A 25,086-nucleotide genomic window follows, 5' to 3' on the forward strand; every position below is an offset into this window, starting at 1 on the left:
CTATGGTCAGTGGTCAGTGCCGAACTATGGCTACAAGCCAACCATTGGCCATCATGTCTGTTAACTGCACTAAAAGCGGGGTGCCATCCCAACAGCAGGGAGCAGGCTATGGACGAGACGCGGCGGCAGGTTCTCGAGGGACGGATAGAGCTGCCACGGGTCCGGGAGGTTCGGCGAGCGGATCCACCCACAGGTGCACCGTTCTCCGTGGTCATCAACGGCAATCCCGTCGAGCCGATCACGGCATACCTGAGCGATCTCGTTCTTTCCGACATGAGTCCACTGACCATCAAGTCGTATGCACACGATCTCCTTCGCTGGTGGAAGGTATTCGCTGCGGTGGACGTGGCATGGCTTCAAGCGTGGCGAGCGGAAGTCGAACTGCTGGTCGGATGGCTCCGCTGCCCATTGCCGTGGGAGTGGCGGCACCCGATCTCGGCCGTGATCCCGTGCGACCTCGGCGGACACTGCCCCTGATTGGAGGTGAGTCAAATGGGAGCAACGGCTTGGGCTTTTTGGGGACCATACGCGCCGCTCGTCTACATTCTTTCGTTACTCGGCGTGCCGGTCGACTGACACCAGAGCGACAGCGGGCCAGCAGTCGACTTGATCGCTGGCCCACTGTCGCGTATTCAGTTGTTGACCGGGTATGTCCCGAGTTCGGCCTGGCTCCGACAACGATCGAATTCGAGTTACCGCAACTGCCCGATGTCTGCCATCGGTATCAGGCGAGTTGGTCCGTGTGATCAGTTGCATAGCCAGTGGGGTGGGTTTTGATCGCTATCGGTCTCCTCACTGGTGCAGTCAGCATCGTTTACAAGGGCCAGAATTAAGTCAAGATCCACTTGCCCGGTGATCGGGGAGTCGTCGAAGCGCGGTAGACACCACATCAAGTCGGGCTGTTCGGACAAGCCCTGCGAGGCCAATGAGGCATCGGTTCCGCCTTGCTTGAGACGAGAAGGCTTGCCTAGTGCAGAGAATGCATTTTCACCCAAAATTGTTGGGTTGCATCGAGATACCCGGACATATAGAGCGCGGATGTTTTCACTCGCATGCTCACATGATCGGCGCGTGATGCTCCTCCGCGCCCGAGAGGGAGCGCCCTCCCGATGTCTACTTTCACGGCCCTCGGGGGGTCGAATGTCCTGATGACGGGGTGATCGGGCCAGCGTTCGGTCCAATGGTCGGTATTGATCACTGCGCTGCCCTCAATGGCGGTGTCGCTGCGAGTGTGGTGTCGTCGACGGTTGCCCAGCGGAGCTGTCCGCTCTCGTCCCGGATCTCCAGACTGCCCGTGCGTTGTTGGAATCCTTTACCGACGGCCGCGACGTCGAGCCGAACGCCTGTCACACGCCCTCTCCCCGCTGACAGACCTGTATATCCAGACACTCGCGACGAGATCCGCAGATCCGGGCCGTCCCATTGCCCTTCTGCGACAATCAACAGGGATCCCTTACTTCTGGCGCGCGCGGCCACAGCCCGTCCGCGAGAGGGCGTTACAGCGCCACCAGAGAGCCCCAGGACAACCACGTCGAAACCCTCCAGCAAAATTGCGGCGCAGTCGATTGCAGCGTCCTTTGGCTGCGGCACCAGCGCGACCTTCGCCAAGTCGCCACCTTGCTCGTGGAAAGCGAGAAGTCCGAGACCGGGCATTCCGATCACCGCCACGTGGCCGCCGGCAGCGGTGACGGTGGCGAGTAGTCCGATCAGGACCGATGCTGCGCCGTCGACACTGACGACGGTTCCTCGTGCCAGCCCGCCGCGTGGGAGCAGATCACCGATCGGCGCCGGAACGGGAAGCATCCGGAGAGTCGATTGCGCGGTGGCCACGATCGGAGTCAGCTCTTTTTCGCCGACGGGTTTGAGCATCACCGACGGAGTGGCCGGTTCGGTGCCGTCCGAGCGAGCCGGGATCGAAGCCATCTTGCGGCGGAGCTGTTCGAGCTTGTCCGCCTTGGTCAGCACTGTTTCCGCTGATGAATGGGGCTGTTGGTTCATCATCGCCCCGCCTTCCTGGATCCGCACGCACTTCCCGCCCATCAGGATAGTCGAACACAGGTTCGATAAAAACAGACTCGGGAGCGGTTGGGCTTTACGCCGGTCCAGCGATCGGCTCCAGCAAGCTTGGATCGTTGTTCCTCGGAGAATTCACAGCGGTCGAGACTTCGTACGGTTCGAGGTGCGGCTCCGGAACGGAATTGATCATGGCCTGGACTTCACCTTTGTCGGTGAGATTCGGGTCGAGCCAGTGCTCCCAGAACGATTCGGGCAGGATCAGCGGTGACCTGTCGTGTATGTGTCCCAAGGAATCTGAGGCTGGCCGCGTCAACACTGCGCAGGTCCATACCCACTTGTTCGGATCATCTTCGGGCAGTTCAGGATCGGGCCACAACTCGTAGAGTCCAGCCATCGCGAGAATGTCGTCCTCGCCGTGAAGAAAATAGGGAACCTTCGACCCTGCTTCACTTTTCATCCACTCGTAGTATCCCGTCGCCGGGATGATGGCACGCCGTTTGGAAGCGCTACTCCTGAATGACGGCTTCTCCGTGACGCTTTCACTGCGGGCGTTGATCAACTTGGACGCCATCTTCCGGTCTTTTGACCAAGCAGGGAGCAAACCCCATTTGACCGTCCTGAGCTGGCGCTGGGGCTCCGCGTCAGGTTCCTCGCGTGGGGTTCGTTCGAGGATCACGCGGACGGGCTGAGTGGGTGCGACGTTGTACGACGGGGGCAGTTCGTCGCCGACAGTCTGCATCGTGTCGAAAAACGACTGCAATTCCTTATCTGAGCTTCGGTTGGCGTAGCGCCCGCACATGGCCTGACCTCCTCGTAGTCGGTTCCTGTCCCATTGAACAGCGTGGGTCCGACTTCCACGCTCGCATGGCGTGTGATGATCTCAGCAAATACATCACAAGCAGGGAAAGGGGAAGTGCGATCAACGGTCCACGGCCGGCACCTGCCGATGTCGCATTGGCGGTCGCGTCCGCCACAGTCCTCGGTGTCACCGTCGGGGTTCTCCTTGCCGAGGTGGTGGCCGGCGTTGTGGTCGGAGCCGGCACCGCGGTTGTCTTCCGTTTCGTACTGCGCTCGATCATCACCCGAAAATGATCTTCTTTGCTGGTCAGCGGTGCGGAATAAGTTCGCGCATCGTCTCGTTGTGGAGGTTGTCGGTGTTCGGTTCTTTGCCCCGGGTACCACCGAAAGAAATGCCGCTTCGAGCGGCCACTTGCCGAGAGGCGCAAGGCGGGCACCGACCCTGTGAAGCCGCTGGACACCCTTTTCGGGGCCGGCGGCTTCGTCATATCTCCGGTGGCGATCAGTGGCGGCCGGGCAGGTCGACCTCATCGGCGATCTTGTCGTTTCGCAGCCCCCGAAAGGATGGGTGCCGAAGGCTGCCACCGGTGTACTCGCGGTATTCCACGTCGCAGACGAGGATCGGCCTTGACCAGGATGCATTGCGGGTGACCGCTCTCGGCGGCTCGATGGTGAACGGGCTGATCGGCTGATGGAGTTCGACGAGCTTGTCCCGCAGTTCGTGGCGCTGTCGATCGGTCAGACCCGTACCAACGTTTCCGATATATCTGAGGCCCCCGGAATCGTCGTGAGCGCCGAGGATCAACGATCCAACTCCTCCTGCCACACCTCCCGAGCTGGGGAGGAAGCCGCACACTACGGCCTCACAATTAGCTCTCAGCGGCGTTTTGATCCAGTCGCGAGATCGCTTGCCGGACTGATAGATCGAGGAAATGTTCTTGGCCACGATACCTTCCAGATGGTGTTTGCGCGCCACCTCGAGCATGGTCGGTCCGTCGAGGTTGAGCCAGTGCGGTGGGACTTTGATGCGCGGGTGTTCGAGGCTGAGATTGGCGAGCACTTCGCGGCGCTCAAGATAGGGCAGATCAGTCGTCGATGTGCCGTCGATGTCGAGGACGTCGAACACGTAATACGAGGTCACGGCCTCGTTGCGGAGCTGTGCGGTGGGTCTGAGCACGTGCATCCGGCGTTGCAACAGGGAGAAGGACGGCACACCGTCCGGCCCGAGGGCGACGATTTCCCCGTCGAGGACGGTTTCGCGGTGATCGAGCACAGAGTGGAGCGCATCGACGATCTCAGGGAACGATGCGCTGATGTTGTTACCGTTACGCGACCAGAGCATCGCATGCTCGGAACCTGTTCTGGCGATTGCTCTTTGGCCATCCCATTTCGATTCAAAGGCCCTTATCTGAACTAGTGCGTGGCGACTCGAAATCGAAGTGGGCGATTCTCTATATATCCGCTCGGCTCATCTTTCGAGTGCGACCGACGTGCGGGGTCGTTCGACAGTGGGCCGCCGGCGAGCCTCGCGAGCCCGGTCAACGCGTCCGCGGTGCCCTCGATCGCGCCGAGCGCGCCCGGGCCGGCATGCAAGGTGGCGGTGAGGAAGGTCGGGAGCAGGCTGGTGACCAGTTCGTGGCTGGCGTCGCTGAACAGGGACGCCCCACCCACACCGAGCACCCCCGGGGTCAACCATCGACCGTCGGTCGGCTCGGGAGTCTGCGGATCGACCCGCCGGTATGGCTCTGTCACGCGGAGAGCCCGTATGGCAAGCGGACGTTGGCATCGGCGATCTCGATGAGGCGGTTGTACTTCGCGACGCGTTCTCCGCGTGCGGGTGCCCCGGATTTGATCTGCCCGCATCCTGAGGCGACAGCGAGGTCGGCGATGAAGGTGTCGTCTGTTTCACCGGAGCGGTGCGAGATCATGGCCGCGTATCCGGCGTCTCGGCATATTTTCAGCGCTTGGAGGGTTTCGGTGACGGTACCGATCTGATTGACCTTGATCAGTGCGGCATTGCCGACGCCGGCTGCGATCGCGTCGGTGATGATGGCGGGGTTGGTGACGAAGTTGTCGTCGCCGACGATCTGGATGCGATCGCCGAGAGTGGCGGTGAGTTGTTTCCACCCGTCGAGGTCGCCTTCGCCGAGTCCGTCTTCAATGCTCCAGATCGGGAATTCGTCGACCAGGTCCTCGTATCGGCTGATCATGTCAGCACTGGTGATGCGTTGCCCGGCCACTTCGTAGGCGCCATGGGTGTGGAATTCGCTGGCAGCCGGGTCGAGGGCGATGGCGACACCGTCGACGCCGGGGGTGTAGCCGGCTTTGGTGATCGCATGCACGAGCAGGGTCAGCACTTCTTCCGGCCATGCGACCTCCGGCGCGAATCCGCCTTCGTCGCCGAGGCCGGTCGCCAGATTGCGTTGTTCGAGTGAGCTTCTCAGGGCCGAGTAGATTTCTGCTCCCGCCCGCACTGCTTCGGCCATGGACGGCGCCCCGAGTGGTGCGATCATGAATTCCTGGAAGTCCAACGCGTTTGGGGCGTGGCGGCCCCCGTTGAGAACGTTGAAGTGCGGTACCGGCAGCCGCGGTTGCACACCGTCTGGGACCAGCGAACGCCACAGCGGGAGTGCGTGGGCGGCAGCGAACGCGCGTGCAGCGGCGATGGATACCCCGACGATCGCGTTGGCACCCAATCTGGATTTGTCGGCAGTGCCGTCGAGTTGGATCATCACCGCGTCGACATCGGCGAGTGTGTCGAACACCCGCCCGGTCAGCGCATCGGCGATCGGTCCGTTGACGTGAGCGACAGCCCGGGAAACACCGCGGCCACCGAATCGTGCTGCGTCGTGATCACGCAACTCCACCGCCTCGCGGGTGCCGGTGGAGGCGCCGGAGGGGACTCCGGCGTAGACCACGGTGCCCTCGCGCAGGTGCGCGGTCACCGAGAGAGTCGGGTTGCCCCGTGAGTCGAGGATTTCCACTGCACGGATAGTCGAGAATGAGACAGACATCGATTCCCCCTCAGGGATGTGGTTGTCGCTGACCGAGCATCCGCATCCTGTGCAGGGGTGTCCCGGCCAGCACTGTGTGCTGGGCCAGGGACCGTTGGCATGGCGTGCCCACCGGGCGCGCAATGCGGTTGTGGCGAGCCCCACCGCCATCTTCGTTCTCCACGCTACTCGCCGAACTTCGGCGCGTCGTCGGATATGAAACCCTGCCCCGGGGCGGCGCGGAAGACAGCGAGACCGCGTACACGCTATATTCGAAAAAGAACAGGCGATGGATCTCCGCCTAGGCACCCTCTGGAGGGTTGTCTGAACCGCCCCACTCCGGGGCTGATGGCTCCTTCCCACCGTGGAAGGAGTATGTCCGTGACACGTAGGCCCGACCCCGCCCCGACACTGCCGGTCGATCCCGATTCCGTTCCCCGTGAGTCCGGCCCGTTGCATGTTCGCCCGTCTGCGATCGCCGCTGTCGCCGCTGGTGGCCTGCTCGGTGCGCCGCTGCACTACGGATTGGGGGTGGCGTTTCCGACCTCGGCGGGACAGTTCCCGTGGACGACGTTCGCGATCAACATCGCCGGCGCCCTGTTGTTGGGGTGCCTACTCGAAGCATTGACCCGGCTCGGTGACGACGCCGGATGGCGCCGACGACTCCGACTCTGTCTCGGAACGGGAGTGCTCGGATCCTTCACCACCTACAGCACACTCGCCGTCGACACCGATCTCCTCGTGCGCGATCACCACCTGGGCAGTGCCGCCCTGTACGCGGTAGCCAGTGTGATCGCCGGTCTCCTCGCCACGACCGCCGGTATCGCAGTGGGCGCGCAGGTACGGACCCGACGTGTCGAGGTCTCACGATGATCACCGTGTGGATTGCCCTCGCCGGCAGCGTCGGCGCAGTGGCCCGCTTCGTTCTCGACGGCGCGATCCGAACCCGGCGCAGTACCGAATTCCCGTGGGCGACCGTCGTCATCAACGTCACCGGCTCCCTGATCCTGGGTCTGATAGCAGGAGCTGTCCTCTTCCACAGTGCTTCCCGTGAACTGCAGTTGATCGTGGGCGTCGGGTTCTGCGGCGGGTACACCACCTTCAGTACCGCCAGCTTCGAAACCGTGAGATTGATTCAACGACAACGCTACTGGCCTGCGCTGGGGAATGCGGTCGGCACCCTCGTCTTGACGGTGACTGCCGGCGCCGCCGGCCTCGCGCTGGCGGGTCTGTGAGGAGAACACGATGAGCAAAGACCACCGAAGCGCATTCACCGGCAACCTCCGATCACTGCCACCACTGCACATCGACGGACCCCGGGCGCACCCGCCGAACTGTCATCTGGTGGTCGGATTCGACCGCAATGCCGGATCGCTCTCGGCGTTGAGGTTCGCCGTGGAATTCGCGCAGCACGTCAACGCCGCCCTCCACGTCGGGCACAGCGTCGACCCGAACGATCTTCCCATCGATCCCGACTCTCCCGACTACGAGAACGACTTCGCTGCCGGCCTCGAATCCGAACGCATCGACGCGTGCCGCATTCTCGCACCGCTTCCCGGGAACTGGTCCTACGACTGCACTCAGGACGATCCGATGCACCTGTTGACCTCGATCGCCGAACACCACAACGCACTGATGATCATCATCGGCACACCACGTCGCGGGTTCATGTCGATGCTCGAACGCATGTCCGGCGAATCGGTGTCCGCGCACCTGATTCACCGTAGCCACCGGCCACTGCTGATGATCCCCCCCGGCGCCCAGTTCAGCGGATGGACGCCCGGTAACCCTGCCGATTCGTGACCAGCGGACCGGCGCACCGACAGAAAAGGATCCTCATGGCCATCGAGCTCTACCTCGTCCGTCACGGGAACACCGCGTTCAACGCTGACGGACGTCTACGCGGTCTGGCCGATCCACCGCTCGACGACGTCGGCGAACGCCAAGCCGCCGCAGCCGCTGCAGCTCTGTCCGAGGCAGCAGCGGCCTCGATCCTCTCCAGCCCCTTGCAGCGTGCAGCCCGCACCGCCGAGATCATCGCCGACACAATGGGTATCGAGCACTACGTCGATGCCCGCTTCAACGACCGCGACTACGGATTCTGGACCGGGCATCGTAAAAGTGAAGTCCTCGCCGAATGGGGCACCGTCGACGCGGCACCAGGTGTGGAACCGACCGAATCCGTCCTCGCCCGCGTCCTGCCCGCTCTCGACGACCTCGCCGAACACACCTCGGATTCGACACCGTTGATCGTCGTCACCCACGACGCCGTCATCCGCCCCGTGATGAAACGCCTCGACCCGGCAATCGCGTTGACCGTTCCCACCGGGTCCTATCAGCGGCTGAGCTACTCGCAAGGACAGTGGCAGATAGATCTCGTCGATCAGCAACCCCAGATCTGACCGAAACCACCGAACACCCAGTGCGCCACATACTCGACGAGGAGGACGCCATGACCCACTCCCCACACATCCACGACACCGTGCGATCACCACTGACATCTCATCTCGGTCAATCCCGCCCGCAGATGGCCACAACCAGGCATGTCGTCGTAGGCTTCGGGACCGGCGACATCAGCAAGAACGCGTTGGCGTTCGCCGCAGGCCAGGACGCCGACGTCCATGTCGTGCACTGCGTCGACAGCGAAGACATGCCGATCGAAACCGACTCGCCCCAGTACGAGAACCGCTTCCAACACGCGGTCGCCGCACAACGTGATCATGCCGTGGCAGCACTACAGACCTTCCCCGGAGCCTGGACTTACGACTGTGTGCGAGCCGACCCGGCAGAATATCTACTCAAATCGGCAAAAGAGTACGGTGCATTCGTCATCGTCGTCGGCGCACCACGTACGGGAGCCGTATCGGCGCTGGGAGCCCTGCTTCACACCTCCGTCTCGAGCAGACTCACTCGTCAGGATCAATACCCGGTACTCCTGATCCCCGCTGCCGTCACTGCGACAGCATGGCCACCGCAAGTGCGCTAATGTCCACAGCCTGCATTGCCTGCCCCCGGGAAGAGAAAACAGAGACAGCGTCGCCATCTGGACACCAAACACCCGGCCATGATCGTAGCGGGTACCGACGATCCCTTGCACCCCGACGGAGCGTCAACAGGGTCTTCCGTGAAGGTTCAAACTCGTCATTCGGGAGGTTGGGGACTGTAAGAACAACGGTGTAACTCTGAAAGGAGATACGCCACTATGACTGATGTGATTGATCGTGAGACAGAGACGAACTCGGCTCAGCCGGGTATCAGCGATGCGCGGCTCAAAGAGCTGGTCGAGCAGGCGCGAGCCGAAGGGCTGCAGTTGACCGGAGAGGGTGGATTGCTGTCGAAGCTGACCAAGCTAGTCGTGGAGTCCGCGCTCGAAGGCGAGATGGACGACCACCTCGGATACGGCAAGAGCGACCCGGCAGGGAGGGGCAGCGGCAACTCCCGCAACGGCAGACGAGCCAAGAACGTGTTGACCGAGGCCGGCCCGGTCGAACTCGAGGTGCCCCGTGACCGGGATTCCTCCTTCGAGCCGAAGATCGTGGCCAAGCGGCAGCGTCGGCTCTCAGGCGTGGAGGACATGGTGATCTCATTGTCGGCCAAGGGTTTGACGACCGGTGAGATCGCTGCACACCTGGCCGAGGTGTACGGAGCCGATGTGTCCAAGCAGACGATCTCGACGATCACCGAGCGGGTGATGGAAGGCATGGCCGAGTGGCAGAACCGGCCGTTGGACCCTGTGTACCCGGTGCTGTTCATCGACTGCATCCACGTCAAGATTCGCGAGGGCAACGTCGCCAACCGGCCGATCTACGTCGCGATGGGGGTGACTGTCGACGGCACCCGCGACATCCTCGGATTGTGGGCCGGTGAGCACGGCGACGGGGAAGGGAGCGAAGTACTGGCTTCGGGTGTTGTCCGAGCTGAAAAACCGTGGTGTGCAGGATGTTCTGATCGTCGTGTGCGACGGTCTCAAGCATCTACCCGACTCGATCGAGCAAGTGTGGCCACAGACCATCGTGCAGACTTGTGTGGTCCATCTTCTCCGTAACACCTACGCCTATGCCTCCCGCAAGGACTGGTCCGAGATCGCCAAGGACCTCAAACCCGTCTACACGGCTCCGTCGGAGCAGGCCGCGCTCGACCGATTCGCAGAGTTCAGTGACAAATGGGAGAAACGCTATCCCGCGATCATCAGGCTCTGGACCAATGCCTGGGCTGAGTTCGTGCCGTTCCTACAATTCGACAACGCCATCCGGCAGGTCATCTACACGACCAACGCCATCGAAAGTGTCAACGCCCGAATCCGCAGGGCTATCAAGGCCCGTCGTCAACGCGTGGTTCGCCCTCATCGGTACGCGCTGATGCTCGAACTCGGCCGGCCCCTGCTCGATTCGGAAATGGCGATCCAGAGGTATGCGACAACCCTATCTGTGTTCGGGTCTCGGAAGCGTTAGGTCGCCCGCACGTAGTCGTCGGAACCCAGGCGCAGAACCTCGCCGGTATGGGCGCGAAAGGGCGCGGCGGTGGTCGCGGGCAGAGTTGGCGTTGGTACGGACCCGACCGCGCGGCGAGGGCAGCTCGATCGCGCGCGCTGCGTGAGGCGCTGCGTAATGGATGGGACGCGGACGCGGTGCAGGACGCGTTGCTCCGCACCGACACCCCGACACTTTTTTAATTAGACGAGAGGCAGTGCAGATGAGCGAGAACTACATCCCGCGTGAGCGGTCCAAGATCGAGGCTGCCGCGTATCAGGCGACGAAGCACACGCGAGTAATCACGGATGCGGATCTCGTGGCGGTCGTCGAGGGACTGACCGGTGCGTCGGTACCGCAGGCTCCGCGGGTCGACATCGCTTTTCCGATGCCGGGTGATACGGACGGCGTCTTCGACTGATCGACGTGAGGCGCGGCACGAATCGTGAGTGCAGGCGTTGTCGCGCAGTGGTTGTCAGGGCTCGATGCCCGAGCAACCACCACCGCGTACGGGGCGGCCCCGACTCTCTCGAGTTGAGTCGGGGCCGCCGCTTTTGTTCGTTCGGTTATTCGGTGTCGAGGACGACTCCCATCGATCGGGCAACCTCGACGCCGATGGCGACCAGCTCGGCGATCATTTCGGGATTGACGCCGTTGGCGAGCGACGTCTCGAGAAGATCGAGCAAGTTGCTCGGGCGGGCATCGGTGCGGCGGGCGGCGACGAATGCAATTGCTGCGGCGACTCCGTCGGCGGCGACGTAGGAAGCTATTCCTGCGATGGTGAGGGTTTCGACTCGGTAGGTTCCGCGTAGGTGCGCGGCGATGGTGGTGAAGGCATCCGCTGCGGCGGCCTGATTGATGGTGATGACTCCGATGAGTGCGTCGCGGTGGTGCGGGTCTGTGGCCGCGCACAATCCGACGCGTGCGGAAAGCTCGGGACTGGGGACGTGAAAGTTGCGCACGATTTCGGCTAGCTCCGCGATGGTGGTCGGTCCGAACTCTTCGCCTTGCTCCCGTGCTGCCGCGTGGGCGGCGTCCATGTCTGCGACCGCCTCGTGTTCGTTGTAGCGGGACTCGATTTCGTCGCGGCTGCTCGATGTGTGGCGGCCTTGCAGCATTCTCGCCATAGTCGTATCGGACACGGTGTGGTCGGCGGTGCGGCCGCTTTCGTCGCCGTTGATGTCGAACCATTCCGCGTCGGCCTCGAGTGACGCTGTGACGAGTGTGCGGACGCTCCGGACTCCCAAAGTGTCGAGCTCTCGTTGGGCCTGCTCGATGTGGTCGAGTCCTGCGGCGGCGATCGGTCCGGTTCCGACGACAATCCAGATCACCATTGCGACGTTGGACTGCGGCATGGCGATGCGGAAGTTTTCTACCGAAGCGGCGTGCTGTGCGTCGGTGCGAGCGACGAATGCGAGGGTGCCGTCTTCGGTCAACGCAACCATGACAACGGAATCGGTGGGGACGAATCCAAGAATCGCCGGGATTGCCGCCAGTACGTCGGTCGCGGTGGTCAAACGGATGTGCTGCATGTGGGTCCCCTTGCTGTGAAAGTGGCCGGGCCTGGTGCCCCGCCAATTTTTTTCGCCTTCTGGCAAAGGAGAATCGCGTCGGTATGAGGGGGCCGGAGTGCAACTTCTGGGCCGGGAAAATTTCTCTTCGAGCGCAGCGAGTGTCTTAGAGAAAATTTGTCGGAGCCATCGGCCGGCGCAGCCGCCAGGGGTTGCGCGCAGGTCACCGCCGACGAGAATCGGAAGGCCAAAAGGAGAATTAAAATCAATGCTTTTGCAGGGCGGAGCGCAGCGGAGCATCCTCTTGGGGACACCGAAGGTGGCCGGCCGCCCGGGCGGGAGTCACCTTTCCGTCGGCAGCGTGTAGTCGCGGCACTCCCACTGACCTCCGCCCCTACCGGCTAGAAACTCGGTGGTGTACCCACAAAGAGAAACCGGGCTCGTCTGTCGGTGTCGTTGAACCATCGATGCGGGATGGTCGCCGCATAATATGCGGTATCGCCCGGTCCGAGAGTGTAGTCACCACCGTCGATGGTCAGTCGGATTTCACCCTCGATGACGTACACGAACTCTTCACCCTCGTGGGCGGTCGCCGAATCAGCCTGACTATGCGCCTCGGCGGTGACCTCGTTGCAGTCCATCAGCCGCGTACCACCGATGCAGAATCGCAAGACGGCAGACGGGCTGAGGTTGTACGAGCGGGAATCGACTGCCCGCACCACTTTGATGGGGGCGCGGGCACCTCGTTCGAGAAGTTCGTGTGCGGTGGTCCCGAGCGCCTTCGCGATACGGTGCAGGTTGAGCACGCTGGGGGTGGTGTGCCCGTTCTCGATCTGACTGACGAACGGCTGCGAGAGTTCCGTCTTCTCCGCCAACCCGGTGACTGTGATCCCAGCCGACTTACGGGCCTCCCGAATCGATGCGCCCAACGAACGCGCAAGCATGATTTGGTCGTCGCCGTCTTCCACAGGGAAAAGCTATCAGGGCGCCTCGGGAGACGAGCTGCGCGACTGACGTGCGGGACTCCCGTGCGTATTTGCTAACAAAGATGTAACTCCATTGACTCAGATAATAGATTATTAGTTACAACAATACGGGCATTCCTTCCTGCGACTTTGGAGCGTAATTGATGCCCGTTCATCCCGTGGATACGCGTCCACCGATCCCTCGTCTGGTCGCCTTCGGGCTGCAGCACGTGCTGATCATGTACACCGGCTGTGTCAGTGTTCCGCTGATCTTCGGCGCCGCAGTCGGGCTCGATGCCCAGACGATTGCGATGCTGATCTGTGCGGATCTGCTGATCTCCGGCGTCATCACCGTCGTACAGAGTCTCGGGATCGGCCGCGCGATCGGCATCCGGCTGCCCATCATCTGCGGAGGATCGTTCTCGGCGCTCGCGCCGATGATCCTCATCGCCCACCAATACGGCATGCCCGCCGTATACGGGTCCATGCTCGTCGGCGGCTTGATCGGTATTCCGCTCGCATGGCTGTTCTCCGGATTTCTCCGGTTCTTCCCGCCACTGGTGACCGGGGCCGTATTAACTGTGGTCGGACTCTCGCTCATCGGTGTCGCCGGCGGGTTGATAGTCGGACAGGATTCCACCGCAACCGATTTCGCTTCCCCCACCAACATCGGGTTCGCAGCCCTGATCATCCTCATCGCAGTAGCGGTGCTGTGCCTCGGACGAGGCCTGTGGCGACAGCTCGGCGTTCTGATCGCACTGGTCATCGGTGTCGTGATCTCTATCCCGATGGGACTTTACGACCTCAGCGCCGTCGGCACCGCCGACTGGTTCGGCATTCCCACCCCGTTCCACTTCGGTGCACCAGAGTTTCCGGTCACTGCCGTGGTCGCGATGAGCATCGTGATGATCGTCGTCTTCGCCGAGTCCACAGCCAGTATCCTGGCTCTTGGTGAGATCACCGGAAAGCCGATCAGCCGAGGCGATCTCGCGCGTGGACTGACCGCCGACAGCGTCTCCGGCATCGTCGGAGCGGTATTCAACGCCTTCATCGACACCGTGTATGCCAACAACGTCGGTGCAGTCTCCACAACCCGCGTTTACAGCCGATACGTCACCGCCGTCAGTGGTGTCATCCTGATCATGCTCGGCCTGGTTCCGAAGCTGGGGGCCCTCGTCGCCGGGCTTCCCGCACCAGTGGTCGGCGGTGTCGGGTTGATCTTGTTCGCAGTCGTGGCGATCGTCGGTATCAACACTCTCCGTGAGGTCGATCTCGGTGACCCGATCAACATGACGATCGCCGCCGCGACCGTCGGTGTCGGTTTGTTGCCGACGTTCATGCCAGGCATGTTCACCAAATTCCCGGATTCGGTTCAGATCGTGCTCGGCAGCGGAATCACCCTGGCCGCGGTCACGGCCTTCGTTTTCAATCTCGTTCTCAATCACACCGGTCTCGGTACATCAGCGCGGCGTGCCCTCGCCGCGTCAGACCGCGACACCAACACAACATCAGTGAATCCCCCGATCGGAGAATCCCATGTCACATACTGATGCGCACTCGACCTTCCAGGTGCCCGTGGTCGATATCAGTCCTTACACCGGCTCCGGCAGCGTGATGGAACGGGCCGAGGTCGCCCGGAAGATGGATGCAGCCTGCGAAAGCGTCGGATTCGTCCAGGTCATCGGCCACTGCGTACCAGAGGACATACTCTCCGGTCTCACCACCGCGGTCGATGCCTTCTTCGGCCTCCCCCTCGACGTCAAGAAGACCTACCGGGCCGACGGAAACCGGGGCTACAGCCCACCCAAGAGCGAGTCGCTGAGCCTGAGTCTGGGCCTCGAATCCGCGACCCGCATGAACGACTTCTTCGAAGCGTTCAACATCGGCGCCGAAGCCCGGTGGTTCCCCGAACTGTCACTGTCGGAGTCGGACTACGGGCTCAACGTGTGGCCCGACATTACCGACTTCCGGCCGCAACTCGAGCAGTACTACAGCCACGCGCGACGAGTCGCCAACACCTTGACCACGGTCTTCGCCGACGCACTCGACCTGCCCCGCGACTACTTCGAATCCCTCACCGACCACTCGATCGACGTGCTGAGGATGAACAACTACGCATTACCCGAGGGCACCATCACACTCGACGGCGACTTGACCGGCATGGGTGAACACACCGACTTCGGTCTCGTGACAATCCTGTGGGCCGATCAGGTCCCAGGTCTGCAAGTACTCGGACGAGACGGCGACTGGCATGATGTCCAGCCCATCGACAACGCCTTACTGGTCAATCTCGGTGATCTCACGGCTCGGCTGACGAACGACCGTTGGATGTCCACACTGCACCGGGTCAAACCCCCGATCATCGACGGGTCCATCCAACGACGCCGATCCGTCGCGTTCTTCCACGACGGCAACGTCGACGCCACCATCGCAACCTTGCCCAGCCACCTAGACACTGACAACGGCCTCGCCTACGATCCGATCCTGATCCGCGACCATGTCAAAGCCAAAATCGCAGGGGCCCAACAGGGTAAGGCCAACACTGCCGCCGTTCGCGAAGCAGCACGCGTTCTTGCGGCGAGCGCGAGGGCGCACACGTAACCTGCGGCCAAAGCCTCTGACATCACTACAGTCGTCGCGCTCACTACACCGCACATACTCCGCGACATCGCGCTGACATCGCATCCGACACCATCGCACAATCCCGCATCCCCATCGACCCCGAGGTAGGACCATGAACACACCACACATCCCCGTTATCGACCTCGCCATCTGGCGCACCGGCGACCCTAGCCAGCAGAAAACCATTGCACACGAACTCGACCGCGCGATGCAAGAATCCGGGTTCCTGATGCTCGCAAACCATGGTGTGCCAACAGAACTGGGCTCGGACCTGCGCGCAGCCGCGAAAGAGTTCTTTTCCCTACCCGCCGACACCAAGGCAAAGTACGCGACCACTGTCGGCGGACGGGGCTGGCTCCCCAGCGGAAAGGAAGCTAACTCCTTCGACGGCGTGGACGCGGACGCGTCCCGCCCGGACATGAAGGAAAGCTACACAATCGGACGAAACCAGCCCAGCGGCAACGCGGACCTCGACGATTACTGGTTCAAGCCAAACATCTGGCCTGAGGAAGTACCCGCACTCGAACTACACGCCGCGCGGTACATGCACACGATGTACGGCCTCTACGACGAACTCCTCCGGATGTGCGCCGAAGCGCTCGATCTCGACCGCGAGTGGTTCATCGAGCGAACCTCCAATGGGACACGCACTCTCAACCTCAACCGCTACCCCGCGCTCGAAGAGACCGGCGACCCCCAGGACGGTCAGTTCCGCGTCGCACCGCACACTGACTGGAGCATCTTCACCCTCCTCGACCGCCAGGTCGGATACGGTGGATTCCAGGTTGAAAGCGGCGGCGAATGGTTCGACGCACCGTTCGTCGAGGGCACCCTCGTCGTCAACATCGGCGATCTGATGGCGCGATGGACCGGAGACCGCTGGCGCTCGACCCGCCACCGCGTCCTCCCTCCCCAGCAGGAAGCACCCCGCGAAGAGCTGATCTCGCTCATCCAGTTCTGCGATGCCAACGTCGATGCACTGATCGAACCCATGCCCACCCCGATCGGCAAGAACACCGGCCTGCCGGCCATTCAGGCCGGCGAATACCTGCGTCGCCGAGCTATGGCCGCCTCCGTCAGCTAACCGCCCCACGGTAGTTAGCTACTCCACAACACCCACGATCGGAGACTCCATGATGCCTGAAGCCGTGAACGTCACCGGCACAACACGTCCCCTCGATCCGCCAGGACATACACAGTGGCTTGACCGGATCCGCCGATGGGACCCAACTGGCGCGCGGGAAGACGAGACAGGACGCCGACGGCAGCGATCCGCTAGCCGACCGTTCGCTCTCCCACAGCTGTGGTGTTGACCCGGCCCTGACCAGTTACCAGCCCGAGAACCACCTTCCAGAAGGAGAACCATGAACATCTCTCTGTCCTTCGCAAGCATGATCTGCCGTGACGTCGTTACCCAAGCCGACTTCTACCGCGATCTCTTCGACCTCCCCGAGACAGTGGAGCTAGCTTCTGAGCACTTCCGTGCGTTGAGGATCGGAGACACCTCACTCGGATTCAATGCACCACAAGCGATTTCCCTGCTCGATCTTCCTGAAAGCACTCCGCTGGGCGGCGTCACCACAACGTTCTGGACGTTCGAAGTCGATACCGACGACCAGGTCGACGCGCTCACCAAGAAAGCGGTCTCCACCGGGGCCGTCTGCATCAAAGAGCCTTACACGACGTACTACGGATCCCATCAGTCGGTTCTTCTCGACCTGGAAGGTAATGCCTTCCGCATCAACAACACGAACTGAAAATACGAACACCGTCTAACAGATTCCCGCCTGTCCACAATGGGAATGAACTGAATCTCACCTATCGCGTTTGCGGTGGCCGGACCTACACCCAAGTCGAGACGCGCAACGTACCCCACTCGACGCATTTGCCTCCGACCGCGTGCAGAAGCGTGAGATCGGCGAAAAACATCTCACCGACCACGGAAGGAACCGATGCCGAAACCTCCGGAAAACACCGGGCCTCCGGCATCCTTCCGGATCACTTCAGTTGCAGGAAGCCCGTACACCGGGCGATCCTTCCCAACAACACTCGGCGCCAACCGCAACGGCCGCCTCCCCCATCGAGCGCAAGAGTAATCACTACGCTCGCCGCCGCCGCCGCCGACCGAGAATGCGCTGCGTGGCAGTACATTCTCGGTCCGCAGCAGAAGCGGAACGACGACGCTGCTCCTGTCAGTGTTCAGATGGGCTCTGTCATCCGCCCGAATGAACGTGAGCGGAAAACCCGTATCGAACTCGCGCGCTGGCTTACCGTGGTTGCGCACGGATTCGACATGACGGGTCGACTCAGCACGGATAGCGGGTCGCCGTGTTGTGTGCTCAATACGGACGACGTTCGACATCCCCGGCTTCCCTGGAAATCGGGAATGTCGAATTCAAGGCATCACCTGCGACTCTGACGGTACGACGATTTTTCTCGGGCCAGGCGTGTCACGATGGTCAGGGCTACCACTGCGCCATCAGCATCCACAGCTCCGACGCCTGAAAACCTCGAGCAGGCTCCGTGATTGGCAGCGCTCCGGTCTTCACAGGAAGGTCGGCCAACAACCCGTCGAAAACACTATGCCACGCAGGCAATTCGACATAGATTTTCGACACGGGTTTTCGACACCTGAAACCGCATGCGAACTGGCGTTATGCATCTTCCAACTGGGCGTCCGTAAATCGATCTTGGTCTCAATAGGTCAACGCATCACCGACGATAACGGATCAGCCCCAGAAGATCGGATCGCCACCGTTTTCGATGTGATCGAGCAAATCCTGAACGTGAGGGCTCGGCGCTAAGAACTGGTAACGGTGAAATTGGAGGTTCCGGTCCCGCCAATACAGAGTCCACAGCCCGGTTTTCTTCGTGTAAGACAGGCGGGCGATCGGGAATCGCGTCCACTCCGGTCCGAAGTCCTCACGCCACGGCGGCCGGCATTCGCAGATCGTGACATGGCGCGGCGCGATGTCGCATTCGACCCGAATCTCATGACGCAGACGATCGGGAACTCTACTGGCGCAGTACTTCACGATACGGGCGACATCGAGTTCGGGGAGTCCGGTGGCAGCCATGACCATCATCATGCCAACCGCCGTTATGGCCAGCTTTGCTATCCAACTGCGGAGGAACCGAGCACCTGGTCTTCTCGTTACCGTGGACTGTCCCAGTCGAGCACCCGACGAGGCCGATCGTTGAGTCTCGCCGCGATCGAATTCAGGCCCTCCTGGCTGAAAGTGCGCAGGTCAGCGTTCTTGCGCAGGTACTGGCGCAGGAGCCCGTTCGTATTTTCGTTCGTCCCTCGTTGCCACGGATGATGCGGGGCGCAAAAGTAGACGGGCAGGTCGAGTGCTGCGGTGATGCGCTCGTGCGCGGCCATTTCCTGTCCCCGATCCCACGTCAACGACCGACGCAGATGCGCAGGCAACCGGCCCAGATAGGCAATCAAGGCGTCCGCAACCGTCTCGGCCCGGTACCCGTCCGGCAGTGCGACCACATGCACGGCGCGTGATTGCCGATCCACCAGCGTCGCGACCGCCGACGGGCGGGTGCCGAACACGAGATCACCTTCCAGATGTCCGGGCTCGCTACGAGCATCCGCTGCTGGGCTGCGGTGATCGATGGGGACCCTGTTCCGTATCTGCCCGCGCCCGTGGGAGCGTTTCTTCCCACGAGGCCGGCGGATCCGCCGATCGGTACGCAGTTCGTGAAATTTTGTGTCGTCGAATACTTGCCGCGACGGTATGTACAGGCAACGGTAAATCGTCTCGTGCGAAACCCACATCTGCGGATCGGACGGATACTCGCGCCGGAGCCAGGCGGAGATCTGCTGCGGTGACCACTGCTCACTCAGCTTCCCTGTGACAACCTCCCGCAGAAAATGCCTGGTAGAGAGAGTCGAGATTTGAGGGCGGCGCGCGCGGACATACGCTGCGGCATCCGCCGGGGTCGCCCGATAGTGTTCGCGGCCGCCGTTGCGGGCGATCTCCCGAGCGATCGTGGACGGGGATCTTCCGAGTTTGTCGGCGATCGTCCGAGCACTGTCACCGGCGGCGATCCCACGGGAAATCTCTTCACGCTCCCCGGCCGTGAGATGAGATGCTCGCCGACGACGTGGGAGCGGCCGGATACCGCCGGATTTACGCAGGAACCGGCCGATCTGAGGGACACTCTCCCCGAGGACCCGCCCGGTCGCACTCAGCGAATCACCGCGACGCCACATCTCCCAGATCGTGTTCTCTTGATCCACAGTGAACCCGAGCGCCCTGTTGCCCATCCATGCCTCCACGATCACGCATCATGTCACCAGCAGTGATGCGTTGACGTATTGAGAGCAAGTTCGTTTTCGGAGCAGGTCGAATCCAGCGCGGCCATACATTTGTCGTATGAGCATCTCGATCCAATTTCACATGTCTTTCGACGGCACCGGAACTGTGGGGCACGGTCAGGTCCTCGCGGCGGCGATCCCTGCACGGGTGCAGTCTCCAGAGCCGTTGTCAGATCCTCTTCGACTAACGATGGCAAGCAATGCCGCCACCTGGTAACACGACAGTCCCCTCTTCCTAATACCGCCGGCGATATAAGATTTCCCGGAACCTCACCGCATGTAAACTGATGCCAAAAACACTGACAAACAACACTATTCAAAAATTCCAAGGGCCACCACCACCCCGCCCGCCGCGCACCACTCCCCCACCGCTGAGCCCGACCACCCCACCGACCCCACCGCCGGCGCCCCACACACCCAAAACACCCCAGGGAAGTGCCATCAGGTCACAACACTTCCGCACAGCACCTGGCCCGCACCCCGGAAATCGGGTACGGGTCGGGCCTGAGACCAAACAGATTCCAGCGCTTCGTCGGCGCCCTTACGCGGCAGCGCTCACCGTCATATCGACATGAAGTCCGGCAGCCGACACCATGTTGACCAACGCATCAAGACTGAACAGGTCGATCTTTCCTCGAATCAAATCCGACACCCGCGGCTGAGTCACACCAAGCCGGGCCGCCGCATCCATCTGAGTCCATCCCTCGGTCTCGATGCGCCGAGACAACGCAATCAGCAGACTCGACCGCAACCGCATGTTCTCCGCCTCCTGCGCAGTGTCCTCGATCGCATCCCACACGCTGCCATAGATTTCATCGCTCATCACCACTCACCCTTCCCGCCATCCGCTATCACCTGCTGGTACCGCTTCCTCGCGGTAGCCAAGTCCGCCGCCGACGTCTTCTGCGACTTCTTCTGGAAGCAATGCAGCACAACTACCCGGTCCGCGAACTTCGCCACGTAGATGACACGGAACGCTCCCGACCCATCACGTACCCGGATCTCCCGCACACCAGAACCCACACCGACCATCGACTTCCAGTCCGTCGGTTCGACCCCCTGCTGAACACGGTCCAACTGATAACCACACTGACGACGAACCGCATCGGGGAAACCACGAAGATCCTCCAATGCGGTCCCCACGAACTGGATCTTCTTCACCCCACGAGTATACAAAATTTTGTATGAACTGGCATAGCCTCCACCCAACAGAGAACAGCCAGCGAGACACACTCACCCAGCGAAGAAACCCCGGAATCCCGACGTGTTCCTCGACGTCGGCGACAGTAATGCCGTCGACGCCAGGAGTCATTGCTCCGCGATTGCCCGCGACCCGGTCGAACGCCACGATCAGCGTCGCCGGGTCGTGCACAAGGTTGAACAGGTCGTCGAACCGGCGGCCGGGATCGGCCGCCGCCCAACAGTGAAGCTTGGCCTGCATCTGAAGATACCCGCCGAGAAGGTCCCGCAGGGACCGACTCTGACGTGGCGTCACCGTTCGGTGGCGCATCTTCCGGCATTACAGTATCCGCCCTTCTCAAAACCGCTGCCGCCCTTCGCTATGTGGCCGGCCTTTCCCGGCCTCGGACTACTACGGCGACTCCGCCCCACCCGACACGTTCGACGGTCGATGCGTCTATCCCGGCCCGGCGAGCTGGCTACCCGTCAGGTCGGGAGCCGTGACAGGCGGTTCCCGTGTTCACTGTGATTCGCTCGACGAAGTAGGAGTCCAGCTGTGTCCCTGCGGCATCGCCACGAGTACGCCGTAGACCTTCCTCGTGGCCTCCCGGCCGGCTTCCATAAACCAACCCAGAAGTTCCGCACCGATCTCGGTGGGTGCGCTCCGCATCCTGCCCCGATCCGCCAGGTTCGAGCAGGTGGCCCATTGAGGGACGTAATGACGCTGGTTCCTCGCGTACTCCTCTCCATCTCACTTGCCGGACCCGCACCATCTGGCAGTACTGGCCACGTCCCGGCGTTGTCAGGGCTGCTCCTACCCTCCCCGGCATCACCGGATCAGGCTGCCCTCAGCTCCACCGACCTGCTACGACAGACCGGCGGCGAAGGTCTCTCACCTCCACTCGAATCACAGCGCCTCACGGCGCAAACGGAAAGTGGGCCAGAACCAGTTTTCAACCGTCGGCAACAGAATCCACCTTTCCAATGCACGACTCCAGGCAGCTGAGCACCGCGTGCTCGGAACAACGCGTCACCGAAGTTCTTGCTTACCCTTGGGCAAGGTTTTTGCTCATGGGACGCTGCGCCAGTTCGTCGTCTCCCAAGCGCGAGAACCATGATCAGCAACTTCTCCTACCTCTGGTACGCGAGGCGGTCGGCAAACTCTGCGGAGCAGCGTGTCGAGACGCGGCCTCGCCCTTTCCTGACAACGAGACGTTGGCAACAGCGCTCCCTCAGAATCGGCGGATGCGTTGCAGCGATCGTTTGCGGCTGCCCTCTCTATACCGAGCCTCCAAGCGGGCGGACGTGTTCGAAGATCAGAATCGTTTCTGTAGCCGCGACAGCTGGGTGGGCACTGAGGTTTTCGACTACGAAGTCCCGCAATTCCGCTGATCCCGCGGTCGCGACATGGATCAAGTAGTCGTCAACGCCGGCAACGAAATAGACGTTGAGGACCGCATCGAGACCAGCGAAGTCTTCGCCGAGTTCGGCCAGTCCCGAGCGTGCTTCAGACAGCAGGCGCACGGCGATCATCGCCTGGAGATCCTTACCAAGCGCGGCAGGATCGATGTCGGCATGGAACCCACGAATCACGCCGGACTCGATCAGGGTCCGAACTCGGCCGAGGCAGGTGGACGGTGCAATTCCCGCTATTGCCGCCAGGGCATTGTTGGGAATCCGTGCATTGATCGAAAGTTGTTCGAGAAGAACACGATCCACGGAATCCAAACGAAAGGGTGGCCGAACATTCTTCAGCGAAGCAGCCACTTGACGACTCTTTGGAGAATTTTCACGATCCATCGACAGGTCCTTAAGAATTATGTTCACTGAGCAAGCGAATATGCCGGACAAACTTCATCATTGGAGCGAGAACATCGAATATAGAACAGACCCGTTTGGAGATACTCATGAAGGTCGGAATACCCCGCGAAATCAAGAACCACGAGTACCGGGTTGCCATCAGCCCCGCAGGCGTGCACGAACTGGTCAGCCGCGGGCACGACGTCGTCATCGAAACCGGCGCGGGTACCGGTTCCTCGTTTACCGACGAGGACTTCAAGGCCTCCGGTGCCCAGATTCTCGACTCCGCAACTCAAATCTGGACCGAAGCAGACTTGTTACTCAAGGTCAAAGAACCTATTGCAGAGGAGTATTCGCACCTGCGCCCTAACCAGGTCATCTTCACCTACCTTCATCTGGCGGCATCCAGGGAATGTACTGATGCACTGCTCAACTCGAAGACGACATCCATCGCGTACGAGACCGTAGTCGGCGCAGATGGTTCCCTGCCACTTCTTGCCCCGATGAGCGAAGTGGCTGGCAGGCTTGCCCCTCAGGCCGGCGCCTATCACCTGATGCGCCACGGCGGTGGACGCGGAGTGCTGATGGGTGGCGTCCCGGGAGTCCGACCTGCCAAGGTTGTCGTGATCGGCGCTGGCGTTTCGGGCAAGAACGCGATCGCGGTGGCGCACGGAATGCAGGCCGATGTCACCGTCCTCGATCTTTCGATCGCTCGACTGCGCGAAATCGACGATCTGTACCGCGGCCAGGTAAAGACCGTCATTTCCAACAGCCTGGAACTCGAGGCGGCCGTCCTCGATGCCGATCTGGTCATCGGCGCCGTTCTGATCCCGGGAGCCAAGGCACCAACACTCGTCTCCAACTCGCTGGTAGCCCGCATGAAACCAGGTTCGGTCCTCGTGGACATCGCAATCGATCAGGGCGGGTGCTTCGCGGATTCACACCCGACGACACACGCCGATCCGACGTACCAAGTCCACGATTCTCTATTTTACTGTGTCGCCAACATGCCTGGTGCGGTGCCGCGGACGTCGACCTATGCCCTCACAAACGCAACACTTCCCTATGTCGTCGCCCTCGCGGACCATGGGTGGCGGGAGGCCGTCACGTCGGTTCCTGGATTCGCTTCGGGCTTGAGTACCCACAACGGAGAGTTGTTCTCCGAGAGCGTTGCAGCGGCGCACGGATACGCCTCGACCGCTTTTTGACCGAATGCATTGCTGGTGGGCTCGACGAGATCGTCGAGCCCACCAGCAATGCGAGAATTTCGGTAGCGACATGAACACCAATAGCCCTCTGTGCCGACAATTCTCAAGACAGGGACTAACCGATCCGGCGAAGTCTCGGCGCAAGATCGCGCTCGAATAGTTCGAGAAACCGCTGCTGGTCGTGACCGGGCGCATGGAAGACCAGATGGTTAAAACCGACGTCGATGTACTCCTTCACCTTCTCGACAGCGTCATCGGGGTCGGAGGCGACAATCCACCGCTTGGCAACCTGCTCGATCGGGAGCTCGTCAGCTGCCCGTTCCATCTCGACGGGATCCTCGATGGAATGCTTCTGCTCGGCAGTCAGCGAAAGCGGGGCCCAGAAACGGCAGTTCTCCAATGCTTGATCAGGGTCGGTATCGTACGAAATCTTGATCTCGATCATTTTGTCGATTGCAGCAGCGTCGCGGCCACTGGTACGCGCGCCTTCCTCAACTGCAGGCAAGAGCTTGTCGCTGTAAAGGTCCATTCCCTTCCCCGAAGTACAGATGAATCCATCTCCTGCACGACCTGCATATCGGGCGACGACTGGACCACCGGCCGCGATGTAAATTGGGATACCCTCGCCCGGAACGTCGTACATAGAAGCGCCTTTGGTCGTGTAATAGTCACCGTTAAAGTCCACACGGCCGCCAAGCCAGAGCTCACGCATCAACCGAACCGACTCGCGCAAGCGGGCATAACGCTCCGAGAACTGTGGCCATTCGCCGGTGTAACCGGTGGCGATCTCGTTGAGTGCCTCTCCGGAACCCACGCCGAGCATAATCCGTCCCGGATAGAGGCATGCCATCGTTGCAAATGCTTGCGCGACCACCGCTGGGTTGTAGCGGAAGGTTGGAGTCAGAACGGATGTGCCTAATTGAATGGTCCTCGTGCGTTCACCGACAGCGGTCATCCAAGCGAGGGAGAACGGAGCGTGTCCCCCCTGATGACGCCATGGCTGAAAGTGGTCACTGACCGTTGCCGAGTCCATCCCACACTGTTCGGCAAGAACACCGAGTTCGACGAGGTCCCGAGGCGTGAACTGCTCCGCCGATGCTTTGTAACCAAGCGTCAATGTCTGCGCCATGGAGTTGTTGCTGCCTTTCCCATATAGCCTTCGTGTGGCAGCGCGTCACTGCCACCCCAATGAATC

29 protein-coding genes, 1 pseudogene and 1 riboswitch are annotated in these 25,086 nt (G+C 61.5%); of the genes and pseudogenes, 16 read left to right on the forward strand and 14 right to left on the reverse strand.

The features are described from left to right. The first annotated feature begins 108 nt into the window (after nt 1–108). Nucleotides 109–477, forward strand: coding sequence for a hypothetical protein (locus YH3_RS33510; protein ID WP_154100406.1), 369 nt, complete (start codon nt 109–111; stop codon nt 475–477). Nucleotides 478–1,194: 717 nt separating this feature from the next. On the opposite strand, the gene YH3_RS33515 is transcribed toward YH3_RS33510, so the two are convergent. Both YH3_RS33515 and YH3_RS33520 read right to left on the reverse strand, forming a co-directional pair. Next, entirely contained in the window at nt 1,195–1,998 is an 804-nt protein-coding gene (locus YH3_RS33515; protein ID WP_064445070.1) for a hypothetical protein, read from the reverse strand. Between the two features lie 94 nt (nt 1,999–2,092). Beyond that, nucleotides 2,093–2,815 (reverse strand): SOS response-associated peptidase, encoded by a 723-nt coding sequence (locus YH3_RS33520; RefSeq protein ID WP_064445028.1) that lies wholly within the window; start codon nt 2,813–2,815, stop codon nt 2,093–2,095. A gap of 155 nt (nt 2,816–2,970) precedes the next feature. On the opposite strand from YH3_RS33520, the gene YH3_RS36340 reads away from it, so the two are divergent. Further along, nucleotides 2,971–3,108: a hypothetical protein gene (locus YH3_RS36340; protein ID WP_003944609.1), complete on the forward strand. Its 138-nt coding sequence runs from the start codon at nt 2,971–2,973 to the stop codon at nt 3,106–3,108. A gap of 208 nt (nt 3,109–3,316) precedes the next feature. Here the strand turns inward: YH3_RS36340 and ligD are convergent, their stop codons facing one another. Genes ligD through eno form a run of 3 tightly spaced genes read right to left on the reverse strand, consistent with a single transcriptional unit; the run spans nt 3,317 to nt 5,828 of the window. Beyond that, a complete protein-coding gene (gene ligD, locus YH3_RS33530) occupies nt 3,317–4,273 on the reverse strand; it encodes a non-homologous end-joining DNA ligase (protein WP_308118991.1) in 957 nt (318 codons plus the stop codon). Next, entirely contained in the window at nt 4,228–4,566 is a 339-nt protein-coding gene (locus tag YH3_RS33535; RefSeq protein ID WP_064445031.1) for a hypothetical protein, read from the reverse strand. The genes ligD and YH3_RS33535 overlap by 46 nt, the downstream gene beginning before the upstream one ends. After that, nucleotides 4,563–5,828 (reverse strand): phosphopyruvate hydratase, encoded by a 1,266-nt coding sequence (gene eno / locus YH3_RS33540; protein WP_042926033.1) that lies wholly within the window; start codon nt 5,826–5,828, stop codon nt 4,563–4,565. Before eno ends, YH3_RS33535 begins: the two co-directional genes overlap by 4 nt. 255 nt (nt 5,829–6,083) lie before the next feature. Further along, a riboswitch (Fluoride riboswitch) is annotated at nt 6,084–6,172 on the forward strand. Nucleotides 6,173–6,188: 16 nt separating this feature from the next. Here eno and YH3_RS33545 point away from each other — a divergent pair. From YH3_RS33545 to YH3_RS33575, 8 genes and pseudogenes are all read left to right on the forward strand, one after another. Then, entirely contained in the window at nt 6,189–6,680 is a 492-nt protein-coding gene (locus YH3_RS33545; protein WP_371595649.1) for a CrcB family protein, read from the forward strand. Next, nucleotides 6,677–7,042 carry a fluoride efflux transporter CrcB gene (gene crcB, locus YH3_RS33550; protein ID WP_042926029.1) on the forward strand — a complete coding sequence of 122 codons (366 nt, stop codon included), beginning with the start codon at nt 6,677–6,679 and terminating at the stop codon, nt 7,040–7,042. Before YH3_RS33545 ends, crcB begins: the two co-directional genes overlap by 4 nt. A 10-nt stretch (nt 7,043–7,052) precedes the next feature. Beyond that, nucleotides 7,053–7,610, forward strand: a complete 558-nt coding sequence (locus YH3_RS33555) for a universal stress protein (RefSeq protein WP_064445033.1) — start codon at nt 7,053–7,055, stop codon at nt 7,608–7,610. Between the two features lie 35 nt (nt 7,611–7,645). Next, on the forward strand, nt 7,646–8,209 hold the full coding sequence (locus tag YH3_RS33560) for a histidine phosphatase family protein (protein ID WP_064445034.1): 564 nt from the start codon (nt 7,646–7,648) through the stop codon (nt 8,207–8,209). A 50-nt stretch (nt 8,210–8,259) separates the two neighbouring features. Further along, on the forward strand, nt 8,260–8,793 hold the full coding sequence (locus YH3_RS33565; protein ID WP_064445071.1) for a universal stress protein: 534 nt from the start codon (nt 8,260–8,262) through the stop codon (nt 8,791–8,793). A 216-nt stretch (nt 8,794–9,009) separates the two neighbouring features. Then, nucleotides 9,010–10,129 (forward strand): annotated as a pseudogene (locus YH3_RS33570) (IS256 family transposase); the annotation flags it as partial. A 176-nt stretch (nt 10,130–10,305) separates the two neighbouring features. Next, the gene (locus tag YH3_RS37035; protein WP_238592782.1) at nt 10,306–10,479 is read left to right on the forward strand and encodes a hypothetical protein; all 174 of its coding nucleotides are present in this window, start codon (nt 10,306–10,308) and stop codon (nt 10,477–10,479) included. 20 nt (nt 10,480–10,499) lie between these two features. Then, on the forward strand, nt 10,500–10,697 hold the full coding sequence (locus YH3_RS33575) for a hypothetical protein (RefSeq protein WP_064445072.1): 198 nt from the start codon (nt 10,500–10,502) through the stop codon (nt 10,695–10,697). A 145-nt stretch (nt 10,698–10,842) separates the two neighbouring features. Here the strand turns inward: YH3_RS33575 and YH3_RS33580 are convergent, their stop codons facing one another. Continuing rightward, nucleotides 10,843–11,808 (reverse strand): DUF4192 family protein, encoded by a 966-nt coding sequence (locus YH3_RS33580; RefSeq protein WP_064445035.1) that lies wholly within the window; start codon nt 11,806–11,808, stop codon nt 10,843–10,845. 380 nt (nt 11,809–12,188) lie between these two features. Then, nucleotides 12,189–12,731 (reverse strand): helix-turn-helix domain-containing protein, encoded by a 543-nt coding sequence (locus YH3_RS33585; RefSeq protein ID WP_064445073.1) that lies wholly within the window; start codon nt 12,729–12,731, stop codon nt 12,189–12,191. A 185-nt stretch (nt 12,732–12,916) separates the two neighbouring features. Between YH3_RS33585 and YH3_RS33590 the strand changes: the two genes are divergently transcribed. The 4 genes from YH3_RS33590 (at nt 12,917) to YH3_RS33605 (ending at nt 17,131) form a co-directional block, all read left to right on the forward strand. Further along, nucleotides 12,917–14,302, forward strand: coding sequence for a uracil-xanthine permease family protein (locus YH3_RS33590; protein ID WP_064445036.1), 1,386 nt, complete (start codon nt 12,917–12,919; stop codon nt 14,300–14,302). Further along, nucleotides 14,289–15,353 (forward strand): isopenicillin N synthase family oxygenase, encoded by a 1,065-nt coding sequence (locus tag YH3_RS33595; protein WP_064445037.1) that lies wholly within the window; start codon nt 14,289–14,291, stop codon nt 15,351–15,353. The genes YH3_RS33590 and YH3_RS33595 overlap by 14 nt, the downstream gene beginning before the upstream one ends. Before the next feature lie 133 nt (nt 15,354–15,486). Further along, nucleotides 15,487–16,458 (forward strand): isopenicillin N synthase family oxygenase, encoded by a 972-nt coding sequence (locus tag YH3_RS33600; RefSeq protein WP_064445038.1) that lies wholly within the window; start codon nt 15,487–15,489, stop codon nt 16,456–16,458. Between the two features lie 280 nt (nt 16,459–16,738). After that, entirely contained in the window at nt 16,739–17,131 is a 393-nt protein-coding gene (locus YH3_RS33605) for a VOC family protein (RefSeq protein WP_064445039.1), read from the forward strand. A gap of 972 nt (nt 17,132–18,103) precedes the next feature. Here YH3_RS33605 and YH3_RS33615 read toward each other — a convergent pair. Beyond that, the gene (locus tag YH3_RS33615) at nt 18,104–18,451 is read right to left on the reverse strand and encodes a DUF3024 domain-containing protein (protein ID WP_064443434.1); all 348 of its coding nucleotides are present in this window, start codon (nt 18,449–18,451) and stop codon (nt 18,104–18,106) included. A gap of 77 nt (nt 18,452–18,528) precedes the next feature. Next, nucleotides 18,529–19,653 (reverse strand): IS30 family transposase, encoded by a 1,125-nt coding sequence (locus YH3_RS33620; protein WP_064445041.1) that lies wholly within the window; start codon nt 19,651–19,653, stop codon nt 18,529–18,531. 109 nt (nt 19,654–19,762) lie between these two features. Between YH3_RS33620 and YH3_RS36345 the strand changes: the two genes are divergently transcribed. Next, complete coding sequence (locus YH3_RS36345) at nt 19,763–19,921, forward strand: hypothetical protein (protein WP_193777229.1); 159 nt, start codon at nt 19,763–19,765, stop codon at nt 19,919–19,921. Nucleotides 19,922–20,020: 99 nt separating this feature from the next. Here YH3_RS36345 and YH3_RS37220 read toward each other — a convergent pair whose 3' ends face one another. From YH3_RS37220 to YH3_RS33640, 4 genes are all read right to left on the reverse strand, one after another. Further along, complete coding sequence (locus YH3_RS37220; protein WP_274522711.1) at nt 20,021–20,146, reverse strand: hypothetical protein; 126 nt, start codon at nt 20,144–20,146, stop codon at nt 20,021–20,023. Between the two features lie 99 nt (nt 20,147–20,245). Beyond that, on the reverse strand, nt 20,246–20,527 hold the full coding sequence (locus tag YH3_RS33625; RefSeq protein WP_064445074.1) for a helix-turn-helix domain-containing protein: 282 nt from the start codon (nt 20,525–20,527) through the stop codon (nt 20,246–20,248). Continuing rightward, on the reverse strand, nt 20,527–20,865 hold the full coding sequence (locus YH3_RS33630; RefSeq protein WP_064445042.1) for a type II toxin-antitoxin system RelE/ParE family toxin: 339 nt from the start codon (nt 20,863–20,865) through the stop codon (nt 20,527–20,529). Before YH3_RS33630 ends, YH3_RS33625 begins: the two co-directional genes overlap by 1 nt. A 1,296-nt stretch (nt 20,866–22,161) precedes the next feature. Further along, nucleotides 22,162–22,683 (reverse strand): Lrp/AsnC family transcriptional regulator, encoded by a 522-nt coding sequence (locus YH3_RS33640; protein ID WP_064445044.1) that lies wholly within the window; start codon nt 22,681–22,683, stop codon nt 22,162–22,164. A 107-nt stretch (nt 22,684–22,790) separates the two neighbouring features. Between YH3_RS33640 and ald the strand changes: the two genes are divergently transcribed. After that, nucleotides 22,791–23,891 (forward strand): alanine dehydrogenase, encoded by a 1,101-nt coding sequence (gene ald, locus YH3_RS33645; RefSeq protein ID WP_064445045.1) that lies wholly within the window; start codon nt 22,791–22,793, stop codon nt 23,889–23,891. A 115-nt stretch (nt 23,892–24,006) separates the two neighbouring features. Here ald and fgd read toward each other — a convergent pair whose 3' ends face one another. Then, nucleotides 24,007–25,020, reverse strand: coding sequence for a glucose-6-phosphate dehydrogenase (coenzyme-F420) (gene fgd / locus YH3_RS33650; RefSeq protein WP_064445046.1), 1,014 nt, complete (start codon nt 25,018–25,020; stop codon nt 24,007–24,009). Nucleotides 25,021–25,086 lie beyond the last annotated feature (66 nt).

It is taken from the genome of Rhodococcus sp. YH3-3, from assembly GCF_001653035.1.
Classification (GTDB): Bacteria; Actinomycetota; Actinomycetes; order Mycobacteriales; family Mycobacteriaceae; genus Rhodococcus_F; species Rhodococcus_F qingshengii.